The sequence below is a fragment of the Chelatococcus sp. KU-N122 genome, from assembly GCF_055391085.1.
Window position 1 is genome coordinate 4,668,234 of record NZ_AP043981.1, and the last position, 17,003, is coordinate 4,685,236.

Genomic DNA, 17,003 nt, shown 5'->3' on the forward strand with positions numbered 1-17,003 from the left:
TGGACGTCGACGACCGATCTCGAACATAGTATCGCCGGTGGCCATGACGCATCCCGCAATCCTCGTGTTCGATTCGGGCCTGGGGGCCTTACGGTCTATCGCGAAGTGGCCAAGGCGCGGCCGGACGCGCGCTTCGTCTATGCGGCGGACGACGCGGTGTTCCCCTACGGCCGGCTGACGCCGGACGTGCTCGTGGCGCGCGTCATGGCGGTGCTCGAAGAGCGGATCGCCGCCTACCGGCCCGAGCTCGTCGTCATCGCCTGCCATACCGCGTCGACGCTGGTGCTGCCGCACCTGCGGGCGCGGTTTACGATGCCGTTCGTCGGCACGGTTCCGGCGATCAAGCCGGCGGCGGCTGCCTCCCGCTCCAAGCGCGTCAGCGTGCTCGCCACGCCAGGCACGGTGGCGCGCGACTACACCCATGAGCTGGTGCGCGCCTACGCCGGCGATTGCGATGTGGCCCTGGTCGGCTCGACCAGGCTCGCGAGCTACACCGAGGCGATCATGGCTGGCGGTATCATCAGCGACGAGGCGATCGCAGCCGAGATTGCGCCGTGCTTCCGTGACGACGCGGAGGGCCGGACGGATACGATCGTGCTCGCCTGCACGCATTATCCGCTGCTGCTCGACCGGCTCGAAGATCTGGCCCCCTGGCCGGTGTCCTGGATCGATCCAGCGCCGGCCATCGCGCGCCGCGTTCTTCAGCTCATCGGCGCAAACCCGGTGACGGCGACCGGGGCGGCGGAAGGCACGGCCATCTTCACCGGCGGCGCGGCGATCACGCCGGAGCTGGAAGCGACCTTGGCCGCCTATGGCCTGCCGCATATCGTACGCGCACCTGTGCACGCTGCCACGGATGCCTCCTTGCCGCGAGCGGTGCCCATCTCGGTTTGACAGGCCGGGCACGGCGAGCTATGAGGCGCGCTTCCACGCGGGCCTTTTGGGCCCGCGTGGCCGTTTCGAGCCTCAGCTGAACGGCGGCCGCCGTCGGCGGATGCAGCGAGACGACAAGGACGCGGATGGCGACCGAAAGGGTGCCGCTCGCTCCAACGCACCCGTGATCCCATCGGACCTCATCCCGTACCGGATCTGTCGGCCTCCCCCCAAGGAGGCAGAGGAGGGCGCGTTCCTCGAAAGCCAACTCGCATGACGAGAGGACACGCGTATGTCGAAGAGAATTGCGGCGAAGCACAAGATCGACCGCCGTATGGGGCAGAACATCTGGGGCCGCCCGAAGAGCCCCGTCAATCGCCGTGAGTACGGCCCCGGCCAGCACGGCCAGCGCCGCAAGGGCAAGATCTCCGACTTCGGCACGCAGCTGCGCGCCAAGCAGAAGCTCAAGGGCTACTACGGCAACATCACCGAGAAGCAGTTCAACAAGATCTATCAGGAGGCCATTCGCCTCAAGGGCGACTCGGCCGCCAACCTGATCGGTCTCCTGGAGCGGCGCCTCGACGCGGTGGTCTACCGCGCCAAGTTCGTGCCGACGGTCTTCGCCGCGCGCCAGTTCGTCAACCACGGCCATGTCCGTGTGAACGGCCGGCGGGTGAACATCCCGAGCTACAAGGTTCGCCCGGGCGACGTCATCGAGGTGAAGGACGCCTCCAAGCAGCTCGAGCTGGTGCTGGTGGCGAGCCAGCTGGCCGAGCGCGACGTGCCGGACTACATCGAGGTCGATCACGGCAAGATGAGCGCGACCTATGTGCGCGTGCCGACCCTGTCGGACGTGCCCTATCCGGTGCAGATGGAGCCCAACCTGGTGGTCGAGTTCTACTCGCGCTGACCATCTCCAGCCGGTTACGAAGCATCCAGGGCCGCCTTCGGGCGGCCCTTTTGCGTGGTGGTCGCTCTACTGAGGGCTGGCGGCCGCCTCCAGCTCGTCTTCACTGGGCGCGCGCTGGGCGTAGCGCCGCGCCAGCACGGCGCAGACCATCAGCTGGATCTGGTGGAACAGCATCAGCGGCAGGACGATGATGCCGACCGTCTGGGCCGGGAACAGCACGCTGGCCATCGGTAGGCCGCTCGCCAGCGTCTTCTTCGATCCGCAGAACACGATGGCGATCTCGTCCGCGCGGTTGAAGCCGAGCAGCCGGCTGCCGTAGGTGGTGATGACCAGCACCAGCGCCAGAAGTGCTGCGTCGATCAGGAACAGCACGACGAAATCGTCGAGGCTCAGGCTGGTCCACAGGCCGTGATCGACCGCCTCGCTGAACGCCAGGAAGACGACCAGCAGGATGGAGCCGCGGTCGACGACGTTGACCAGCTGCTTGTGGCGGCCGACGAAGGCGCCCACCCACGGCCGCAGCAGCTGGCCTAGCACGAACGGCACCAGGATCTGGCCGACGATGCCGCCGACTGCGCCCCAGGAGACGCCGCCCTTCAGGTTCATGAACAGCGCGACGAGAAGCGGAGTCAGGAACACGCCCAGCAGGTTCGACGCCGAGGCGCTGCACACGGCGGCGGCCACGTTGCCGCCGGCGATGGACGTGAAGGCGATGGAGGACTGCACGGTGGACGGCAGCAGGCAGAGGTAGAGCAGGCCGGCCGCCAGCATCGGGTTGATGATGCCGGAAAGCGCCCCGTCGATGCCGAGCCCCAGCAGCGGAAACAGGATGAAGGTTGCGGCCAGCACCGTCAGGTGCAGGCGCCAATGCACCAGCCCGGCAATCACGGCCTCGCGCGACAGGCGGGCGCCGTGCAGGAAGAACAGCAGGGCGATCGCCGCCGTCGTGATGACCGAAAAGACCGGGATGCCCGCGCCGCGCACCGGCACGAACGAGGCCAGTGCGACGGTTGCCACCAGCAGCAGGGTGAACGGATCGGGACGAAGCAGGGAAAGCATACGCGCGCGCCCTCGCCAGGATTGCGGTGGGCGCGGCCAGCCGCGCCCGGGAGGTTCCTGTAGAGCATGTTGGGCGCAGCTGGATACCCGCAAGCGCCGGGAGCACGCGGAAATTCGCCGGCTCCAGGACCCTGCCGCTACAGGATCTTGAGAAACCCGGCGAAGCGCATCAGCCCTTCGGGCCATGGCCCATGGCCGCTGGCGACGTTGATGTGCCCCGCCTCGCCCGCGTCGACGAAGGCCGAGCCCCAGGCGTAGGACAGATCCTCGGCTTCTGCCGACGGACAATAGGGGTCGTTGCGGCTGGCGACGAGCACCGAGGGGAACGGCAGCGGATCGCGCGGAAACGGGGTGAAGGCTGGGTCCATGCCGGGGATCGCCTTGACGGCGCGCTCGCTCGGCGGCGCCGCCAGGAAGGCGCCGACGACCTCGTCGGAGAGCAGCGGAGCCGCGTGGGCGATGAGGATGTTGCCCAGGGAATGACCGACGAGGATGACCGGGCGGACCGACGCCATGCAGGCATCGACCAATCGCTCGCTCCAGCGCTCCAGGTTCGGGCTGTACCAGTCGGCCTGCATCACGTACCGCGCCGTGGTGAGCTTGGCCTCCCAGCGGTTCTGCCAATGGTCCGGCCCCGAGCCCGACCAGCCCGGAACCATCAGGATATCGCAGTCGGCGGTGCGCATCACCCGCCGATAGCCTGTGCGCCGGTTCGGATCAACCGCCGTCGTCGCGAGACAGGGCGTCGGCGATTGCAGGACAGGCGGTTGTCACTCGGCCTCGACGTGCCCGGCGACTGCTCCCGCGGCCGGACCGAAACCTTCGAACAGCGCGATCAGGAACTCGATCATGGGGTCAGCCCTCCGTCTATGGAGGGAAGATCGCCGATCGAATGGCCGGCCACGATGCGCCAGCGCACACGGGGCGCGCCTGACGGCCAGCCTACGAATGCGGGGCGCCGAAGACCCGGTCGAAGATCGTGTCGACGTGCTTCAGGTGATAGCCCAGATCGAACTGCTCCTCGATCTCGGCGTCGCTGAGATAGCGCGTCACCTCCGGGTCGGCCTTGAGCAGGGTGAGGAAGTCGCCCTCGCCGCGCCAGACCGGCATGGCGTTGCGCTGCACCAGCCGGTAGGCGTCCTCGCGGCTCGCTCCCTTCTGGGTCAGCGCCAGCAGAACGCGCTGCGAATGCACCAGGCCGCCCAGCCGGTCGAGGTTCTTCTGCATGGTCTCGGGATAGACGAGCAGCTTGTCGACGACGCCGGCGAGGCGTGCCAGCGCGAAGTCGAGCGTCACCGTGGCGTCCGGCCCGATCATGCGCTCGACCGACGAGTGGGAGATGTCGCGCTCGTGCCAGAGCGCCACGTTCTCCATCGCCGGCAGGGCGTAGGAGCGCACCATGCGCGCCAGCCCGGTGAGGTTCTCGGTCAGCACCGGGTTGCGCTTGTGCGGCATGGCCGAGGACCCCTTCTGGCCCTCCGAGAAGAACTCCTCCGCCTCCAGCACCTCCGAGCGTTGCAGGTGCCGGATCTCGATGGCCAGCCGCTCCATCGACGAGGCGATGACGCCGAGTGTGGCGAAGAACATGGCGTGCCGGTCGCGCGGGATGACCTGCGTCGAGATCGGCTCGACCGCGAGCCCCATCTTCTCCGCCACATAGGCTTCGACCCGCGGGTCGATATTGGCGAAGGTGCCGACGGCGCCCGAGATGGCGCAGGTGGCCACCTCCCGGCGCGCGGCGACCAGCCGCTCGCGGTTGCGCGCGAACTCGGCATAGGCCTGCGCCAGCTTGAGCCCGAAGGTGACCGGCTCGGCATGGATGCCGTGCGAGCGGCCGATGGTCGGCGTCATCTTGTGCTCGAAGGCGCGGCGCTTCAGCGCTGCGAGCACCGCGTCGATATCGGCGAGCAGGATGTCGGCGGCCCGCACGAGCTGCACGTTGAGGCAGGTGTCGAGCACGTCCGACGAGGTCATGCCCTGGTGGACGAAACGTGCCTGCGGGCCGACGATCTCGGCCAGGTGCGTGAGGAAGGCGATGACGTCGTGCTTGGTCTCTCGCTCGATCTCGTCGATGCGGTCGATGTCGAAGGTCGCCGGCGCGCCGAGCTCCCAGACCTTGTCGGCGGCCTCCTGCGGCACCACGCCGAGCTGGGCGAGGGCCGTCGTGGCATGGGCCTCGATCTCGAACCAGATGCGGAAGCGGGTCTCGGGCGACCAGATGGCGACCATGTCGGGCCGGCTGTAGCGGGGAATCATCTGCTGCCTTTGTGCGTCGTCGGCGCTGCCGAACGGATTGATACTGGCTGCCTGCCTATGGGCCTACACCCACTCGCCGCGGGCGCTCTCGGCCGCCTTGCGCAGGGCCTCGATGTTGGCCGCGTAGTTCTGCGGTCCGCCCAGGAACGCGTAGGAGCCGGCGACGAAGGCGTCCGCGCCAGCCCGCCCGGCGATCACGGCGGTCTCGGGCGTGATGCCGCCGTCGACCTCCACGTGGATCGGCCGTCCGCCGATGAGTGCCTTGACGCGGGCGATCTTGTCGGCTGCCGCCGGGATGAACTCCTGGCCGCCGAAGCCCGGATTGACCGACATGATCAAGATCAGGTCGACGTCGTCGAGCACAAACTCGACGGCGTCGACCGGGGTCGCGGGGTTGATCACGACGCCAGCCTTCTTGCCCAGCTGGCGGACCGTCTGCAACGACCGGTGCAGGTGCGGCCCGGCCTCGGCCTGCACCGTGATGCGGTCGGCACCCGCCTTGGCGAAGGCCTCCAGATAGGGGTCGACCGGGGCAATCATCAGGTGGACGTCGAACAGCTTGTTCGTGCAGGGACGGATGTGGCGCATGACGTCCGGGCCGAACGAGATGTTGGGCACGAAATGGCCGTCCATGATGTCCACGTGGATCCAATCGGCGCCGGCCGCATCGATGGCGCGCACCTCCTCGCCCAGACGAGCGAAATCGGCGGACAGGATCGACGGTGCGATCACGATCGGGTTTCGCATGAGCATCTCCAGCCGTGGTGCGCCCGGAGCGCGTCCCGGTCGGGCGGGCCTCGCCCGATGGGAGCGAAGCGCTTCCGAGGCCGGAGCTTCGAGCATGTCCATCCGGTCGGACGGAACGCTCCGGAGGGTCATATGCCGCGGGCTCTAGCACCGGGGGGGCGGTGAGACAATCCGCGCGGCCTCCGCATCGCGCCGGATACGGCGCGCGATCGGCAGGAGCATCTGTGGCAGAACGAAAATGGGGATCTGCGCCAGCGCAAAGAAGAGGTAGGTGTCGCCGGGCGTGCCGGCGCCCATGGCGGCGATCAGCAGGCCCATGTTTCGCTGGCCGGTGCCGTAGCCCAGCATGAAGCGGTCGGACGGCTTCAGGAAGCGTAGCGCCGGAATGGCCATGATGAAGCCGACCAGCGACAGCACGAAGGCGAGCGCCAGATAGGCCATGACCGTCACCGGCCGCTCCAGCGCGGCACGGCTCACACCGTCCATGGCGGCCGTGGCGAAGACGGCGAACAGCAGCACGACGACGCCATCCAGGGTCGTGCGAACCGCCACGATGCGCCGGTGGCCGGCCACGGCCCGCACCACCAGGCCGGTCACGATGCCGCCGCCGATGAGGCCGACGAGCCGCACGGTGAGCACCATGGCGTCGAGCGGCACGGCGGTGCCCGCAAGCCAGGCGGCCGCGTGCGGCGCGATGAACGGGGCGAGGGCGGTGGTGACCACCACCGCGGCGATGATCAGCGCCGGTTCGAAACCGTAGAGAATGGCGATGGCCGGCGACGAGATGATCGGCGGCGCCGCCGCCATCACCGCGAGCCCGAGGATCAGGCCCGGGTCGACGCCATCGTGGCCGATCAGGGCGATGGTCGCCGCCACCAGGGCGAGCGGAGCCGCGATCAGCCACAGGCACGCTGCGACGAGCGGGAGCGGTCGCCGGATCGTCCGCAGGATGGGATCGAGCTCGGAGCGGGCGAACACCAGCGCGAGGAAGCAGAAGAGCACGACCGGGAGCAGGGGCCGAAAGGCCGATGCCAGGCCCGGCAGCAGCAGGCCGAGCGCGACGGCGGCGACGAAGCCCTGCGTGCCGAGCCGACCGATCGTCGCAAGAGCAGTCTCGAGGACACGCAGGACGGACAAAAGCACCAGTTTCAGCGAGTTGCCCGACGGATCAGGCGGGATCGGCAGGCGAGTTCGGGATGACGGCCAAGCCTGGTCACTCTAGAGATGGCCCGCGACGCGCGGCAATCTAAGAGAGGGCGCACCAGCCATGCAAGTGGACGTCGACGGAGACATCTCGGCCGATGTGGCGGTCCTGGGAGCCGGCATCGTGGGCGTATCGGTCGCCGTCCACCTGGCCAAGCGCGGCCGTTCGGTGGTGCTGGTCGACCGCCGCGGCGCCGGCGAGGAGACGTCGTACGGCAACGCCGGCCTGATCCAGCGCGAGGGCGTCTACCCATATGGCTTTCCCCATGATTTCGGGGCGCTGCTGCGCTACGGCCTGAACCACACGATCGATGCGCACTACCATCCGTCGGCGCTGCCGCGGCTGGCGCCATTCCTGTTCCGCTACTGGCGGCACTCGCGGCCGTCGCGCCATGCCGCGATTGCGCGGCAATACGCGACGCTGATCGAGCACTGCGTCGAGGAACACCGGGCGCTGGCGGCGGAGGCCGGCGCCGAGGCGCTGATGAAGCCGGACGGCTGGATCAAGGCCTTCCGCACCGAGCGCGAGCGGGACGCGCGATTCGCCGAGGCCGAAAGCTGGCGTCGCGAGTTCGGCCTCAACTATCGGGCGCTGGACGCGGCGGCGATGCAGACGGCCGAGCCTTACCTGACGCCCGGGCTGGTGGGCGGGCTACATTGGACCGACCCCTGGAGCGTCGTCGATCCGCAGGCCCTGACGCTGGCCTATGTCGCCCTGTTCGAGCGCCTCGGCGGCCGCTTCGTGCAGGGCAATGCCGCTTCGCTCACGGCTGACGGCCAGGGCTGGACGCTCAGGACGGCGGCGGGCCGGATCAACGCGAGAAGCGCCGTCGTCGCGCTGGGGCCGTGGGCCGACACGCTGACCACGGCGCTCGGCTACGACCTGCCGCTCGCGGTCAAGCGCGGCTACCACATGCACTACCGGGCGGCCGGTGCGGCCAAGCTCAACCACCCGGTGCTCGACGTGGAGCGCGGCTACTTCCTGGCGCCGATGCGCCGCGGCATCCGCCTGACCACCGGGGCGGAATTCGCGCTCCGCGATGCGCGCAAGACGCCGATCCAGCTCGCGCGGGCCGAGCCCATCGCTCGCGACTTCTTTCCCCTCGCCGAGCGGCTCGAGCCGGAGCCATGGGTCGGAGCACGGCCGTGCACGCCGGACATGATGCCGATCATCGGCGCCGCGCCGAGGCACCGGAACCTCTGGTTTGCTTTCGGCCATGCCCATCACGGGCTCACCCTGGGGCCGGTGACCGGACGCCTGGTGGCGGAGATGATGTGCGGCGAATCGCCCTTCGTCGATCCGACGCCGTTCAAGGCCGACCGGTTCTGAGCCCTCAGGCCGCGCCGAATCGGTCGCGCCACGCGGGCAGGGCGCCGGCGAACGGCAGCGCCGTCGCCTCGTAGACGCCCCGTGCCACCGCCCGCGCCATGGTGTCGGCGGCGGCGATGCAGAGCTCGGTCAGCTCGCGCAGCGGATCGCCGAGCGGACGGGCGCCGGTCGCCGCGGCGAAGATGATGTCCCCGTCGAGCGGCGTGTGGGCCGGCCTGATGGCGCGGGCGAAGCCGTCGTGGGCGGAGAGTGCCAGCCGCTTCGCCTGGCCCTTGGTGAGATGCGCGTCGGTGGCCACGATGCCGATGACGGTGTTCTCGATCCGCACCCCCTTGAGCGGCGTCGTCAGGGTCGCGCCCGAGATGGTCGCGGGCCAGCCGCGGCTGCCGTACTCGCCGTGGCGTTCGAAGGGGGCGGCCCAGAAGTGCGGGCCGTCGCCCACCGTCACCGCGCCGACGGCATTGACCACGACGAGCGCTCCGAGCGTGTGCCCGCCGCTGGTGACGGCGCTCGCCGAGCCGAGACCTCCCTTGAGATTGGCGGTAGTGGCGCCGTAGCCGCCGCCGGCCGTGCCGAGGGCGAAGACCGTGTCGGCGGCGGCGATCGCCTCGGCCCCGAGACGGCGGTAGGGCGGCTCGCCGCCCCAGGCCTTGTCGCCGCCGTTGGTTAGGTCGAAGCAGATCGCCTGCGGCACGATCGGGATCGTCGCGGTGCCGACCGAGAAGCCGCGGCCCTGGGCGGCCAGCGCCATCATCGCCCCATCCGCCGCCGCGAGGCCGAAGGCCGAGCCGCCCGACAGCACGATGGCATCCACGCGCTCGACCGTCATCTCGGCTTCGAGCAGAGCCGTCTCCCGCGCACCCGGCGCGCCGCCGAGCACCGCGGCCGAGGCGACCGCCGGCTCGGCGAACACCACCGCCGTCACCCCGGATGCGACACGGGCATCGTGGGCGTGGCCGACGCGCACGCCGTTCACATCGGTGATGAGATTTCGGCTCATGGGGTCTCCTGCCGTCGCCGGCCGCGGAGCGGCGATGCCCCCGTTTGGGGTAGACAAGCGACGCGGCGCATGGCCCGGTAGCCTATAGCGAGGCACACGGTGTCGCTACTCCGTCATCCCGACGGTGCCATGCGGACGCGGTCGGTCGAGGCGACGCCGGAGCCGGAGAGGGCCCCAGGTGCGGTCGAGCCGCAGCTTGAACATGCAGAGTGAGTTGCCGTCGGCATGAACCAGAATCGAATCCCCCTCCCGGCGCCGTTGCTCTAGGAAACAGGCATGCCCGACGTGTCCTTTCCGGCAGCGGTGGTTGCCGGGCTGCAGAGCTTTTTGACACCAGCCGTCCTGCTGCTCGTGCCATCCTTCCTCGCCTACCTCGGCGCCGAAGCGCTCGACGAGATCCTCGACCGGCGCGACCAGGACATCAATCGCCGGGCCTTGGCCGCCGCGGCGGCGTTCGTGGTCGGCTTTGCCACGGTGGTCATTCTGACCGGCGCCGGCTCGCCGCCGGCCGGCCTCGAGCTCCGGCGCTACGTCGAGACGTTCCGCGTCCTGGGCGGCATCGCCGTCCTGCTCATGGGCCTGCATTTTTGCGGCGCCTTCAACGTGCCGTTCGCGGCCAAAGGCACGCGATCGCGGGTGCCGAAGCCGCCGGGCCTCTGGGGCCCCTACGTCATGGGCCTCGCCTTCGCCTTCGGCTGGACGCCGGTGGTCGGCCCCAAGCTCGCGGGCATCCTGTCGATCGCCGGCTCCCGCGACGGCGCCTTCCCCGGCGCCGTGCTGCTCGCCGCCTATTCGATCAGCCTCGGCATTCCGTTCCTGGTCCTGGCCTTCCTGGCCAAGCCGTTCATCGCCGTGGTGCGGCGGGCGCAGGCGCGCTTCTCGAAGGTGGAGCGCTGGCTCGGCCTGTTCCTCGTGCTGACCGGGATATTGTTCCTGACCGGCACCATCGCGCGCTGGTCGCTGTGGGCGCTCGACGCCTTCCCGGCGCTGCAGCGGCTGGGGTGATAGCGGCTTACCAAAGCGTCGCCCCGCCACATGGCTCAAGATCAAGGGTCGAGTGCACCTCTGATGACGGCCACCATGGCGTCATAGCGGGCATGGTGCGCTTCACGCGATGCCGAGATCCAGGCCTCCGGATCGAGCTTCGACAGGTCGAGAGGGTGTCCAGCGCGCTCGGCCAGCTGCTTCAGGTATTGCAGTTGAGTGCGACCGTTGCCGTCACGAAAGGGATGAATGTAGTTGATATCGCCGATGATCCGGCCGGCCGCTTCTGCAAACGCCTGTGATGTCGCGCGTCGAAGGACACGGTGTTCGCGCAGGCGCCGATGCACGTCGGCCATCCCGGTTTCGAGAAAGCGCCGGAGCTGAAACTGATGCCCGCCTTTGGCGATTTCGACGGTGCGCAACTCGCCGGCCCAGTCGTATACGTCCTGAAACAGATGCCGGTGAATTGCCTTCAGGTGGACAAGGTCAAAATGCCCTTCGGGCGCGCCTTCGGCGATACGCTGTGTAACGATCTCGCGCTCATGCAACGCCAGAATGGCAGCGTCCCGCAGGCCCAGCTTGTTCCGAAGAACGATGGTTCCCGGATAGACATAGGGATCGCTCATTCCGCGGCAGGCGACAACCCCCGACGGCGCGCACGTTCGAGAAGGTGAGCCAATCGCCGCTCGTGGCTCCAGCTCTCCCGTTCGAACATCTCGAAGAGAGCAACCTGTTCGGCGTCTAAGGGATTGCCCTCGATCTCATGCAGGCGCATGGCCTCGAGCCGTCGCTCTCTCGCGGCCTTCGATTCAGCGGGGCTCAAGCTCTCGGTATCGGCGGCCATTCTTGTATCGTAGCATATTTCTTTCATTTTTACAAAAGCTTAACTCTCTTACAATCGCTTGGCGATCTCTTCCAGCATCACCTCGGTGGCGCCGCCGCCGATCGACTGCACGCGTGCGTCGCGGGCCATGCGCTCGATGGTGGTCTCCCACATGAAGCCGGTGCCGCCGTGGAACTGGAGGCAGTCGTACATGACCTCGTTGACCAGCTCGCCGCAGTAGGCCTTGACCATGGAGACCTCCTTGGTCGCGTCGGCGCCGCGGCTGTCGAGCCAGGCCGCGTGGTAGACGAGCTGGCGGCCGGCTTCCACCTTGGCCGACAGCATCGCCAGGCGCTGGCGGATCGCCTGCTTCTCCCAGAGCGGCGCCCCGAAGGCGCGGCGGGTCTTGACGTAGTCGAGCGTGAGCTCGAGCGCGGCCTGGGCCTCGCCCATGGCCATGGCCCCGATCACCGTGCGCTCGTTCTGGAAGTTGCGCATGATGGCGTAGAAGCCTTTGCCTTCCTCGCCCAGGACCTGGGTGTCGGCGACGAAGCAGTCCTCGAACACCAGCTCGGCCGTATCGGACGAGCGCCAGCCGTGCTTGTTCAGCCGGCGGGCCACGCGCAAGCCCGGCGTGCCGCGCTCGATCAGGAACATGGTGACGCTGCGGCTGGGCGCGCCCGTCGTGTCGGTCTTGGCCGCCACGCAGTAGATGTCGGCGAGCACGCCGTTGGTGATGAACATCTTGGCGCCGTTCAGCACGTAGCCGCCGTCGACGTGGCGGGCGGTGGTGCGGATGCCCTTCACGTCGGAGCCGGCGTCTGGCTCGGTGACGGCGACGGCGGTGATCAGCTCGCCGCGCACGATGCCAGGCATGAAGCGGGCCTTCTGCTCCTCCGAGCCCGCGTTGAACACGTGCACCGAGGCCATGTCGGTGTGGACGAGGGCCGTGATGGCGACGCCGGAGAAGGTGGAGCGGCCGAGCTCCTCGGCGAACACGGCGCTCGCCACCGTATCCATGTCGGCGCCGCCGAAGGCCTCGGGGTAGCGGATGCCGAAGAAGCCGAGCTCGCCCATCTTGCGCAGCACCTCGCGCGGCACGTGGCCCTGCTCCTCCCAGGATGCGGCGTGGGGCTTGACCTCGGTCTCGACGAAGCGGCGCACCTGGTCGCGCAACGCTTCGTGCTCCTCGCCGAGGAACGGCGAGCGAAGCTGGCCGGTGCCGCCGGCGGCTTGGGATGGTGCAACGTTCACGCGATCCTCCCTCGATTCATCATCTTTCTTGCCCCGGTGCCGCCGACTTGTCATCGCAGGCCGGTGCGGGCTCAGCCCGCGGAAATGCCGCCGTTGACGCTCACCAACTGGCCGGTGATGCGCGCGGCGGCCGGGCTTGCCAGAAACGCGGCGCAAGCCGCGACGTCGGCCGCATCCGGCAGGCCGAGGTGGGCGGCGTCGATCGCCTTGGCGAACAGCTTGGCGCTGAAGCCGCCCTCGGTCACGCGCTCGAACGTGCGCGTTCCCGCGACCAGCGACGGCGTCAGCACGTTCACCCGGATGCCGTCGCGCTTCGCCTCCATGGCGAGGGTGCGGGCGAACATGGCGATGCCCGCCATGGCTGCGCCGATCACGGCCTCGCCTGGTGTGGGCACCTTGGCGGCGTCGGACGCCACGGCGACGATGGCGCCGCCGCGCGGCATCAGCGGCAGCGCGGCGCGCACGCACAGGATGGTCGCAACCAGCCAGTGACGGACGATCGCCTCCACGTCGTCGGCTGCCGTGTCCTTGAACAGCGTCGGCGCGAAGTCGCCGCCGGCGCTGTGCACGAACACGTCGAGGCGCCCGCCCGTGACGTCCGCGACAGCGGCGAACAGCGCTTCCACGCCCGTCGTCGACGTCACGTCGCCGGCGACGAAATGCACCTGGGCGCCCGGCGCCCGGCGCTGCACGACCTCGCAGGCCTCGGCACCCCGCCGGGCGTCGCGGCCATTGATCACGATCGTCGCGACGCCAGACTCAGCAAGCTGTGCGGCTGTCTCGAGGCCGATGCCCGAGGTGCCGCCGGTGATGAGCGCGGTCGCGGGCGTCATGCGACATCCTTTGCGGCGGCGATGACGACCAGCGCCTGCCCAGCCTCGACCGTTTCACCCGGACGCCCGCTGGTCTCCTGCACCACGCCCGCTACATCCGCCGACAGCGAGATGAGCAGCTTCATGGATTCGAGCACCGCCACGGTCTGGCCGACCTCGACGGTCTCGCCGGGACCGACCCGCAACTCGGCCAGCAGCCCGGGCATCGGCGCGCGCACGACACCTTGGCCGGCGCCCTGCCGGGCGGATGCGGCTCCGGCCACGTCCGGCTGGACCTTGAATGCGTAGGTCTCGCCTCCGAGCCACAGATCGATGCGGTCGCCGGTGACAGCCGCCCAGCCGGGCACGGTGACGCCGTCGACCGTGACCTCGATGCGAGCTGCTGCCCGGGTCAGCGCGAATGAGAGGCTCTCCTCGCCCGCCGCCACGCTCCAGACGCTGCCGGTGCGGCCGAGGCTCAGGCTCTCCGCCCCGCTGTCGTCCTCCACCCGCATGGCGACGCGCGCTGCGGCACCGGATGGCGCGAGCACGCGGAAGCCGGTCAGCGCGCTCCATGGCGATTGGCCGGGAGGACGCGCCGCCTCGGTCCGCAGCGCCGCGGCGACGGCCCGCGCCAGCGCGAGCCGCCGCACGGCCGGCGGCCATCCGGCGGGGAACGCCTCGTCGATGAAGCGCGTGGTGGCGCGCCCCTCGGCGAAGATGGGGTGGGCCACGGCGTCGGCCAGGAACGGCAAGGTGGTGGCCGGGCCCAGCACGACGTAACGCCTGAGCCCTGCCTCGAGCCGCCGCAGGGCCTCCGGCCGGTCGCGGCCGGCGGCGATCACCTTGGCGAGCAGCGAATCGTAGAACAGCGTCACCTCCGAGCCGGTGCGCACTCCGGCGTCGACGCGGATTCCGTCGGGCTCCACGGCGAGCCGGATCGGGCCGGCATCGGGGCGGAACTGCGCGTCGGCGCGCTCCGCCGTGACCCGCGCCTCGATGGCGTGGCCACGGCAGGCGATCTCGTCCTGGCGGGCCGGCAGAGGCTCGCCGGCAGCGATGCGCAACTGCCACTCCACCAGGTCGAAGCCGGTCACCGCTTCCGTCACCGGGTGCTCCACCTGCAGGCGGGTGTTCATCTCCAGGAACCAGGGCTCCCTGGCGCCCTCGTCGAGGATGAACTCTACGGTGCCCAAATTGTCGTAGGCGATGGTGCGGCCGAGCGCGACGCTGCGTTCGAGCAGCGCCTGCCGGACCGTCTCCGGCAGGTTGGGCGCCGGTGCCTCTTCGAGCACCTTCTGGTGGTTGCGCTGCACCGAGCAGTCGCGCTCGTAGAGGTGCACGACGTTGCCGTGCGTGTCGCCGGCGATCTGCACCTCCAGATGACGCGGCCGCAGCACCAGCCGTTCGATGAGCAGGGACGGATCGCCGAACGCCGCTTCGGCCTCGCGCCGGGCGAGATCGAGAGCCGGCACCAGCTCGTCCTCCGCCATGACGCGGCGCATGCCCTTGCCGCCGCCGCCGGCCGAGGCCTTGACCATGAGCGGGAAGCCGATCAGGCGCGCCTCCTCCACCAGCCGGGCGGTCGACTGCTCCGCCCCGGCATAGCCGGGCACGCTGGCGACACCGGCCTCGGCGGCGATCTTCTTGGCGCCGATCTTGGAGCCCATGGCAGCGATGCAGCGGGCGGAAGGCCCGACGAAGACGAGGCCGGCTGCGGTGCAGGCCTCGGGCAGCTCCGGCTTCTCCGACAGGAAGCCGTAGCCCGGGTGCACCGCTTCGGCGCCGGTGCGCAGCGCCGCCTCGACGATGGCGTCGGGGCGCAGGTAGCTGTCGCGGGCCGGGGGCGAGCCGATGCGCACCGCCTCGTCGGCGAGCGCCACGTGCAGGGCGTCGGCGTCGGCGTCGGAATAGACGGCGACGGTGCGGATGCCGAGGCGTCGGCAGGTGCGGATGATGCGGACGGCGATCTCGCCGCGGTTGGCGATCAGAAGCGAGCCGAACATGCCGTCACATCCTGTACACGGGCCGATTGCCCGGAAGCTCGGCGGCCGACGAGGCGAGCGCCAGGCAGAGGCCGATCACGTCGCGGGTCTGTGTCGGCTCGATGATGCCGTCGTCCCAGAGCCGCGCGGTGGCGTAATAGGGGTCGCTCTGCGCCTCGAACTGGGCGCGGGTGCGGGCGTCGAGAGCGGCGATCTCGTCCTCGGCCGCAGCGCCCCGGGTGAGGCTCTGCCGGCGCAGGTCGGTCACCACGGTGGAGGCCACGTCGGCGCTCATGGTGGCGATGCGGGCGTTGGGCCAGGCAAACAGGAAGCGCGGCTGGAAGCCACGCCCGCACATGCCGTAATTGCCGGCGCCGTAGGAGCCGCCGATGATCACCGTGTAGCGCGGCACGCGGGCGTTGGAGACCGCATAGACCAGCTTGGCGGAGTGCTTGGCGATGCCGCCGCGCTCGGCCGCGGTGCCGACCATGAAGCCTGTGATGTTCTGGAGGAACAGCAGCGGGATCCGGCGTTGATCGCAGAGCTCGATGAAATGGGCGCCCTTCACCGACGATTCCGCGAACAGCACGCCGTTGTTGGCGACGATGCCGACCGGCTCGCCGTGGATCCAGGCGAAGCCGCACACCAGCGAGGCGCCGTAGGCGGGCTTGAACTCCTGGAACTCGCTGCCGTCGACGAGGCGGGCGATGACCTCGCGCACGTCGTAGGGCTGCTTCAGGTCCAGGCCGACGATGGCCCCGAGATCGCCGCCGTCGACCAGCGGCGGCCGCGAGGGCCGGCGGCTCGCCGGCTCCTGCGCCGGCCAGTTCAGGGCGGCGACGATCTCGCGGACCTTGGCCAGCGCCTCGATCTCGCTGTCGACGAGGTAGTCGGCGACGCCGGAGACGGTGGCGTGCATCTCGGCGCCGCCGAGGGTCTCGCCGTCGACGATCTCGTTGATCGCCGCCTTGACGATGGGGGGGCCTCCGAGGTGGATGCGGCCGGTGCCGCGCACCATGACGACCTCGTCGGAGAGCGCCGGGATGTAGGCGCCGCCGGCGGTGCAGCCGCCGAAGACGGCGGAGATCTGCGGCAGTCCATCGGCCGACATGCGGCACTGCTGGAAGAAGGTGCCGCCGAAATGATCCTTGTCGGGGAAGACGCGATCCTGCTCGGGCAGGAAGGCGCCGCCGCAATCCACCAGGTAGATGCAGGGCAGGTGGTTCTCGCGGGCGATCTCCTGGGCGCGCAGGTGCTTCTTGACGGTCTCGTGGAAGAACGAGCCGCCCTTCACCGTGGCGTCGTTGGCGATGATCATGCAGGGCACGCCCGAGACGACGCCGACCCCGGTGACGATGCCGGCGGACGGCACCTCGTTGCCGTAGAGGCCCCAGGCGGCGAGGGGAGAGAGCTCCAGAAACGGCGCCAGCGGATCGAGCAGCAGGTCGATGCGCTCGCGCACCGGGATCTTGCCGCGCTCCCGATGCCGCTTGCGCAACGCCTCGCCGCCGCCCTCGACCACCCGGGCGTGGCGGGCGCGCAGGTCGTCGAGCAGCGCTGCATAGGACGCCTGCCGCACCGCGCTGGTCTCGTCGTTCACCGCCCGTGCCTTGATCACCGCCATGAAGTGCCTCGCATGAATGATGTCGCGCCCTAGAGCGCCTTGCGATTGGGTGGACCCACCCAATCGCGAGAAAGCGCTCCAGATTCGAAAGACTATGAGCATTTCCCTGCCATTGGATGGGTCCATCCAATGGCGAAATGCTC

The 17,003-nt window shown here is 69.5% G+C and carries 15 protein-coding genes and 1 pseudogene; 4 read left to right on the forward strand and 12 right to left on the reverse strand.

Annotation, left to right across the window (positions count from 1 at the left end):
- Positions 1–43: 43 nt before the first annotated feature.
- Both murI and rpsD read left to right on the forward strand, forming a co-directional pair.
- Positions 44–894: pseudogene (gene murI, locus ACZ5PO_RS21030) on the forward strand (glutamate racemase).
- A gap of 271 nt (positions 895–1,165) precedes the next feature.
- Complete coding sequence (gene rpsD / locus ACZ5PO_RS21035) at positions 1,166–1,783, forward strand: 30S ribosomal protein S4 (RefSeq protein ID WP_464183667.1); 618 nt, start codon at positions 1,166–1,168, stop codon at positions 1,781–1,783.
- Positions 1,784–1,849: 66 nt separating this feature from the next.
- Here the strand turns inward: rpsD and ACZ5PO_RS21040 are convergent, their stop codons facing one another.
- From ACZ5PO_RS21040 to ACZ5PO_RS21060, 5 genes are all read right to left on the reverse strand, one after another.
- Positions 1,850–2,842, reverse strand: a complete 993-nt coding sequence (locus ACZ5PO_RS21040) for a bile acid:sodium symporter family protein (protein ID WP_464183669.1) — start codon at positions 2,840–2,842, stop codon at positions 1,850–1,852.
- Between the two features lie 137 nt (positions 2,843–2,979).
- Positions 2,980–3,528, reverse strand: a complete 549-nt coding sequence (locus tag ACZ5PO_RS21045) for an RBBP9/YdeN family alpha/beta hydrolase (protein WP_464183670.1) — start codon at positions 3,526–3,528, stop codon at positions 2,980–2,982.
- Between the two features lie 256 nt (positions 3,529–3,784).
- On the reverse strand, positions 3,785–5,098 hold the full coding sequence (gene purB / locus ACZ5PO_RS21050) for an adenylosuccinate lyase (protein WP_464183671.1): 1,314 nt from the start codon (positions 5,096–5,098) through the stop codon (positions 3,785–3,787).
- Between the two features lie 63 nt (positions 5,099–5,161).
- Positions 5,162–5,845, reverse strand: coding sequence for a ribulose-phosphate 3-epimerase (rpe, locus tag ACZ5PO_RS21055; RefSeq protein WP_464183672.1), 684 nt, complete (start codon positions 5,843–5,845; stop codon positions 5,162–5,164).
- Between the two features lie 144 nt (positions 5,846–5,989).
- The gene (locus tag ACZ5PO_RS21060; protein WP_464183673.1) at positions 5,990–6,988 is read right to left on the reverse strand and encodes a hypothetical protein; all 999 of its coding nucleotides are present in this window, start codon (positions 6,986–6,988) and stop codon (positions 5,990–5,992) included.
- A gap of 148 nt (positions 6,989–7,136) precedes the next feature.
- On the opposite strand from ACZ5PO_RS21060, the gene ACZ5PO_RS21065 reads away from it, so the two are divergent.
- Positions 7,137–8,378, forward strand: a complete 1,242-nt coding sequence (locus ACZ5PO_RS21065) for an NAD(P)/FAD-dependent oxidoreductase (RefSeq protein ID WP_464196964.1) — start codon at positions 7,137–7,139, stop codon at positions 8,376–8,378.
- A gap of 4 nt (positions 8,379–8,382) precedes the next feature.
- Here ACZ5PO_RS21065 and ACZ5PO_RS21070 read toward each other — a convergent pair whose 3' ends face one another.
- Entirely contained in the window at positions 8,383–9,378 is a 996-nt protein-coding gene (locus tag ACZ5PO_RS21070; protein WP_464183675.1) for a P1 family peptidase, read from the reverse strand.
- Positions 9,379–9,654: 276 nt separating this feature from the next.
- On the opposite strand from ACZ5PO_RS21070, the gene ACZ5PO_RS21075 reads away from it, so the two are divergent.
- Positions 9,655–10,383 (forward strand): cytochrome c biogenesis CcdA family protein, encoded by a 729-nt coding sequence (locus tag ACZ5PO_RS21075; protein WP_464183677.1) that lies wholly within the window; start codon positions 9,655–9,657, stop codon positions 10,381–10,383.
- 41 nt (positions 10,384–10,424) lie between these two features.
- Here the strand turns inward: ACZ5PO_RS21075 and ACZ5PO_RS21080 are convergent, their stop codons facing one another.
- From ACZ5PO_RS21080 to ACZ5PO_RS21105, 6 genes are all read right to left on the reverse strand, one after another.
- Entirely contained in the window at positions 10,425–10,988 is a 564-nt protein-coding gene (locus ACZ5PO_RS21080) for a Fic/DOC family protein (RefSeq protein ID WP_464183678.1), read from the reverse strand.
- Positions 10,985–11,206 (reverse strand): hypothetical protein, encoded by a 222-nt coding sequence (locus tag ACZ5PO_RS21085; RefSeq protein WP_464183679.1) that lies wholly within the window; start codon positions 11,204–11,206, stop codon positions 10,985–10,987. Before ACZ5PO_RS21085 ends, ACZ5PO_RS21080 begins: the two co-directional genes overlap by 4 nt.
- A 48-nt stretch (positions 11,207–11,254) precedes the next feature.
- On the reverse strand, positions 11,255–12,439 hold the full coding sequence (locus ACZ5PO_RS21090) for an acyl-CoA dehydrogenase family protein (protein WP_464183680.1): 1,185 nt from the start codon (positions 12,437–12,439) through the stop codon (positions 11,255–11,257).
- 71 nt (positions 12,440–12,510) lie between these two features.
- Positions 12,511–13,272, reverse strand: a complete 762-nt coding sequence (locus ACZ5PO_RS21095; protein WP_464183683.1) for an SDR family NAD(P)-dependent oxidoreductase — start codon at positions 13,270–13,272, stop codon at positions 12,511–12,513.
- Positions 13,269–15,257, reverse strand: coding sequence for an acetyl/propionyl/methylcrotonyl-CoA carboxylase subunit alpha (locus tag ACZ5PO_RS21100; RefSeq protein WP_464183684.1), 1,989 nt, complete (start codon positions 15,255–15,257; stop codon positions 13,269–13,271). Before ACZ5PO_RS21100 ends, ACZ5PO_RS21095 begins: the two co-directional genes overlap by 4 nt.
- Positions 15,258–15,261: 4 nt before the next feature.
- Positions 15,262–16,860 (reverse strand): acyl-CoA carboxylase subunit beta, encoded by a 1,599-nt coding sequence (locus tag ACZ5PO_RS21105; protein ID WP_464183686.1) that lies wholly within the window; start codon positions 16,858–16,860, stop codon positions 15,262–15,264.
- Positions 16,861–17,003: the final 143 nt, after the last annotated feature.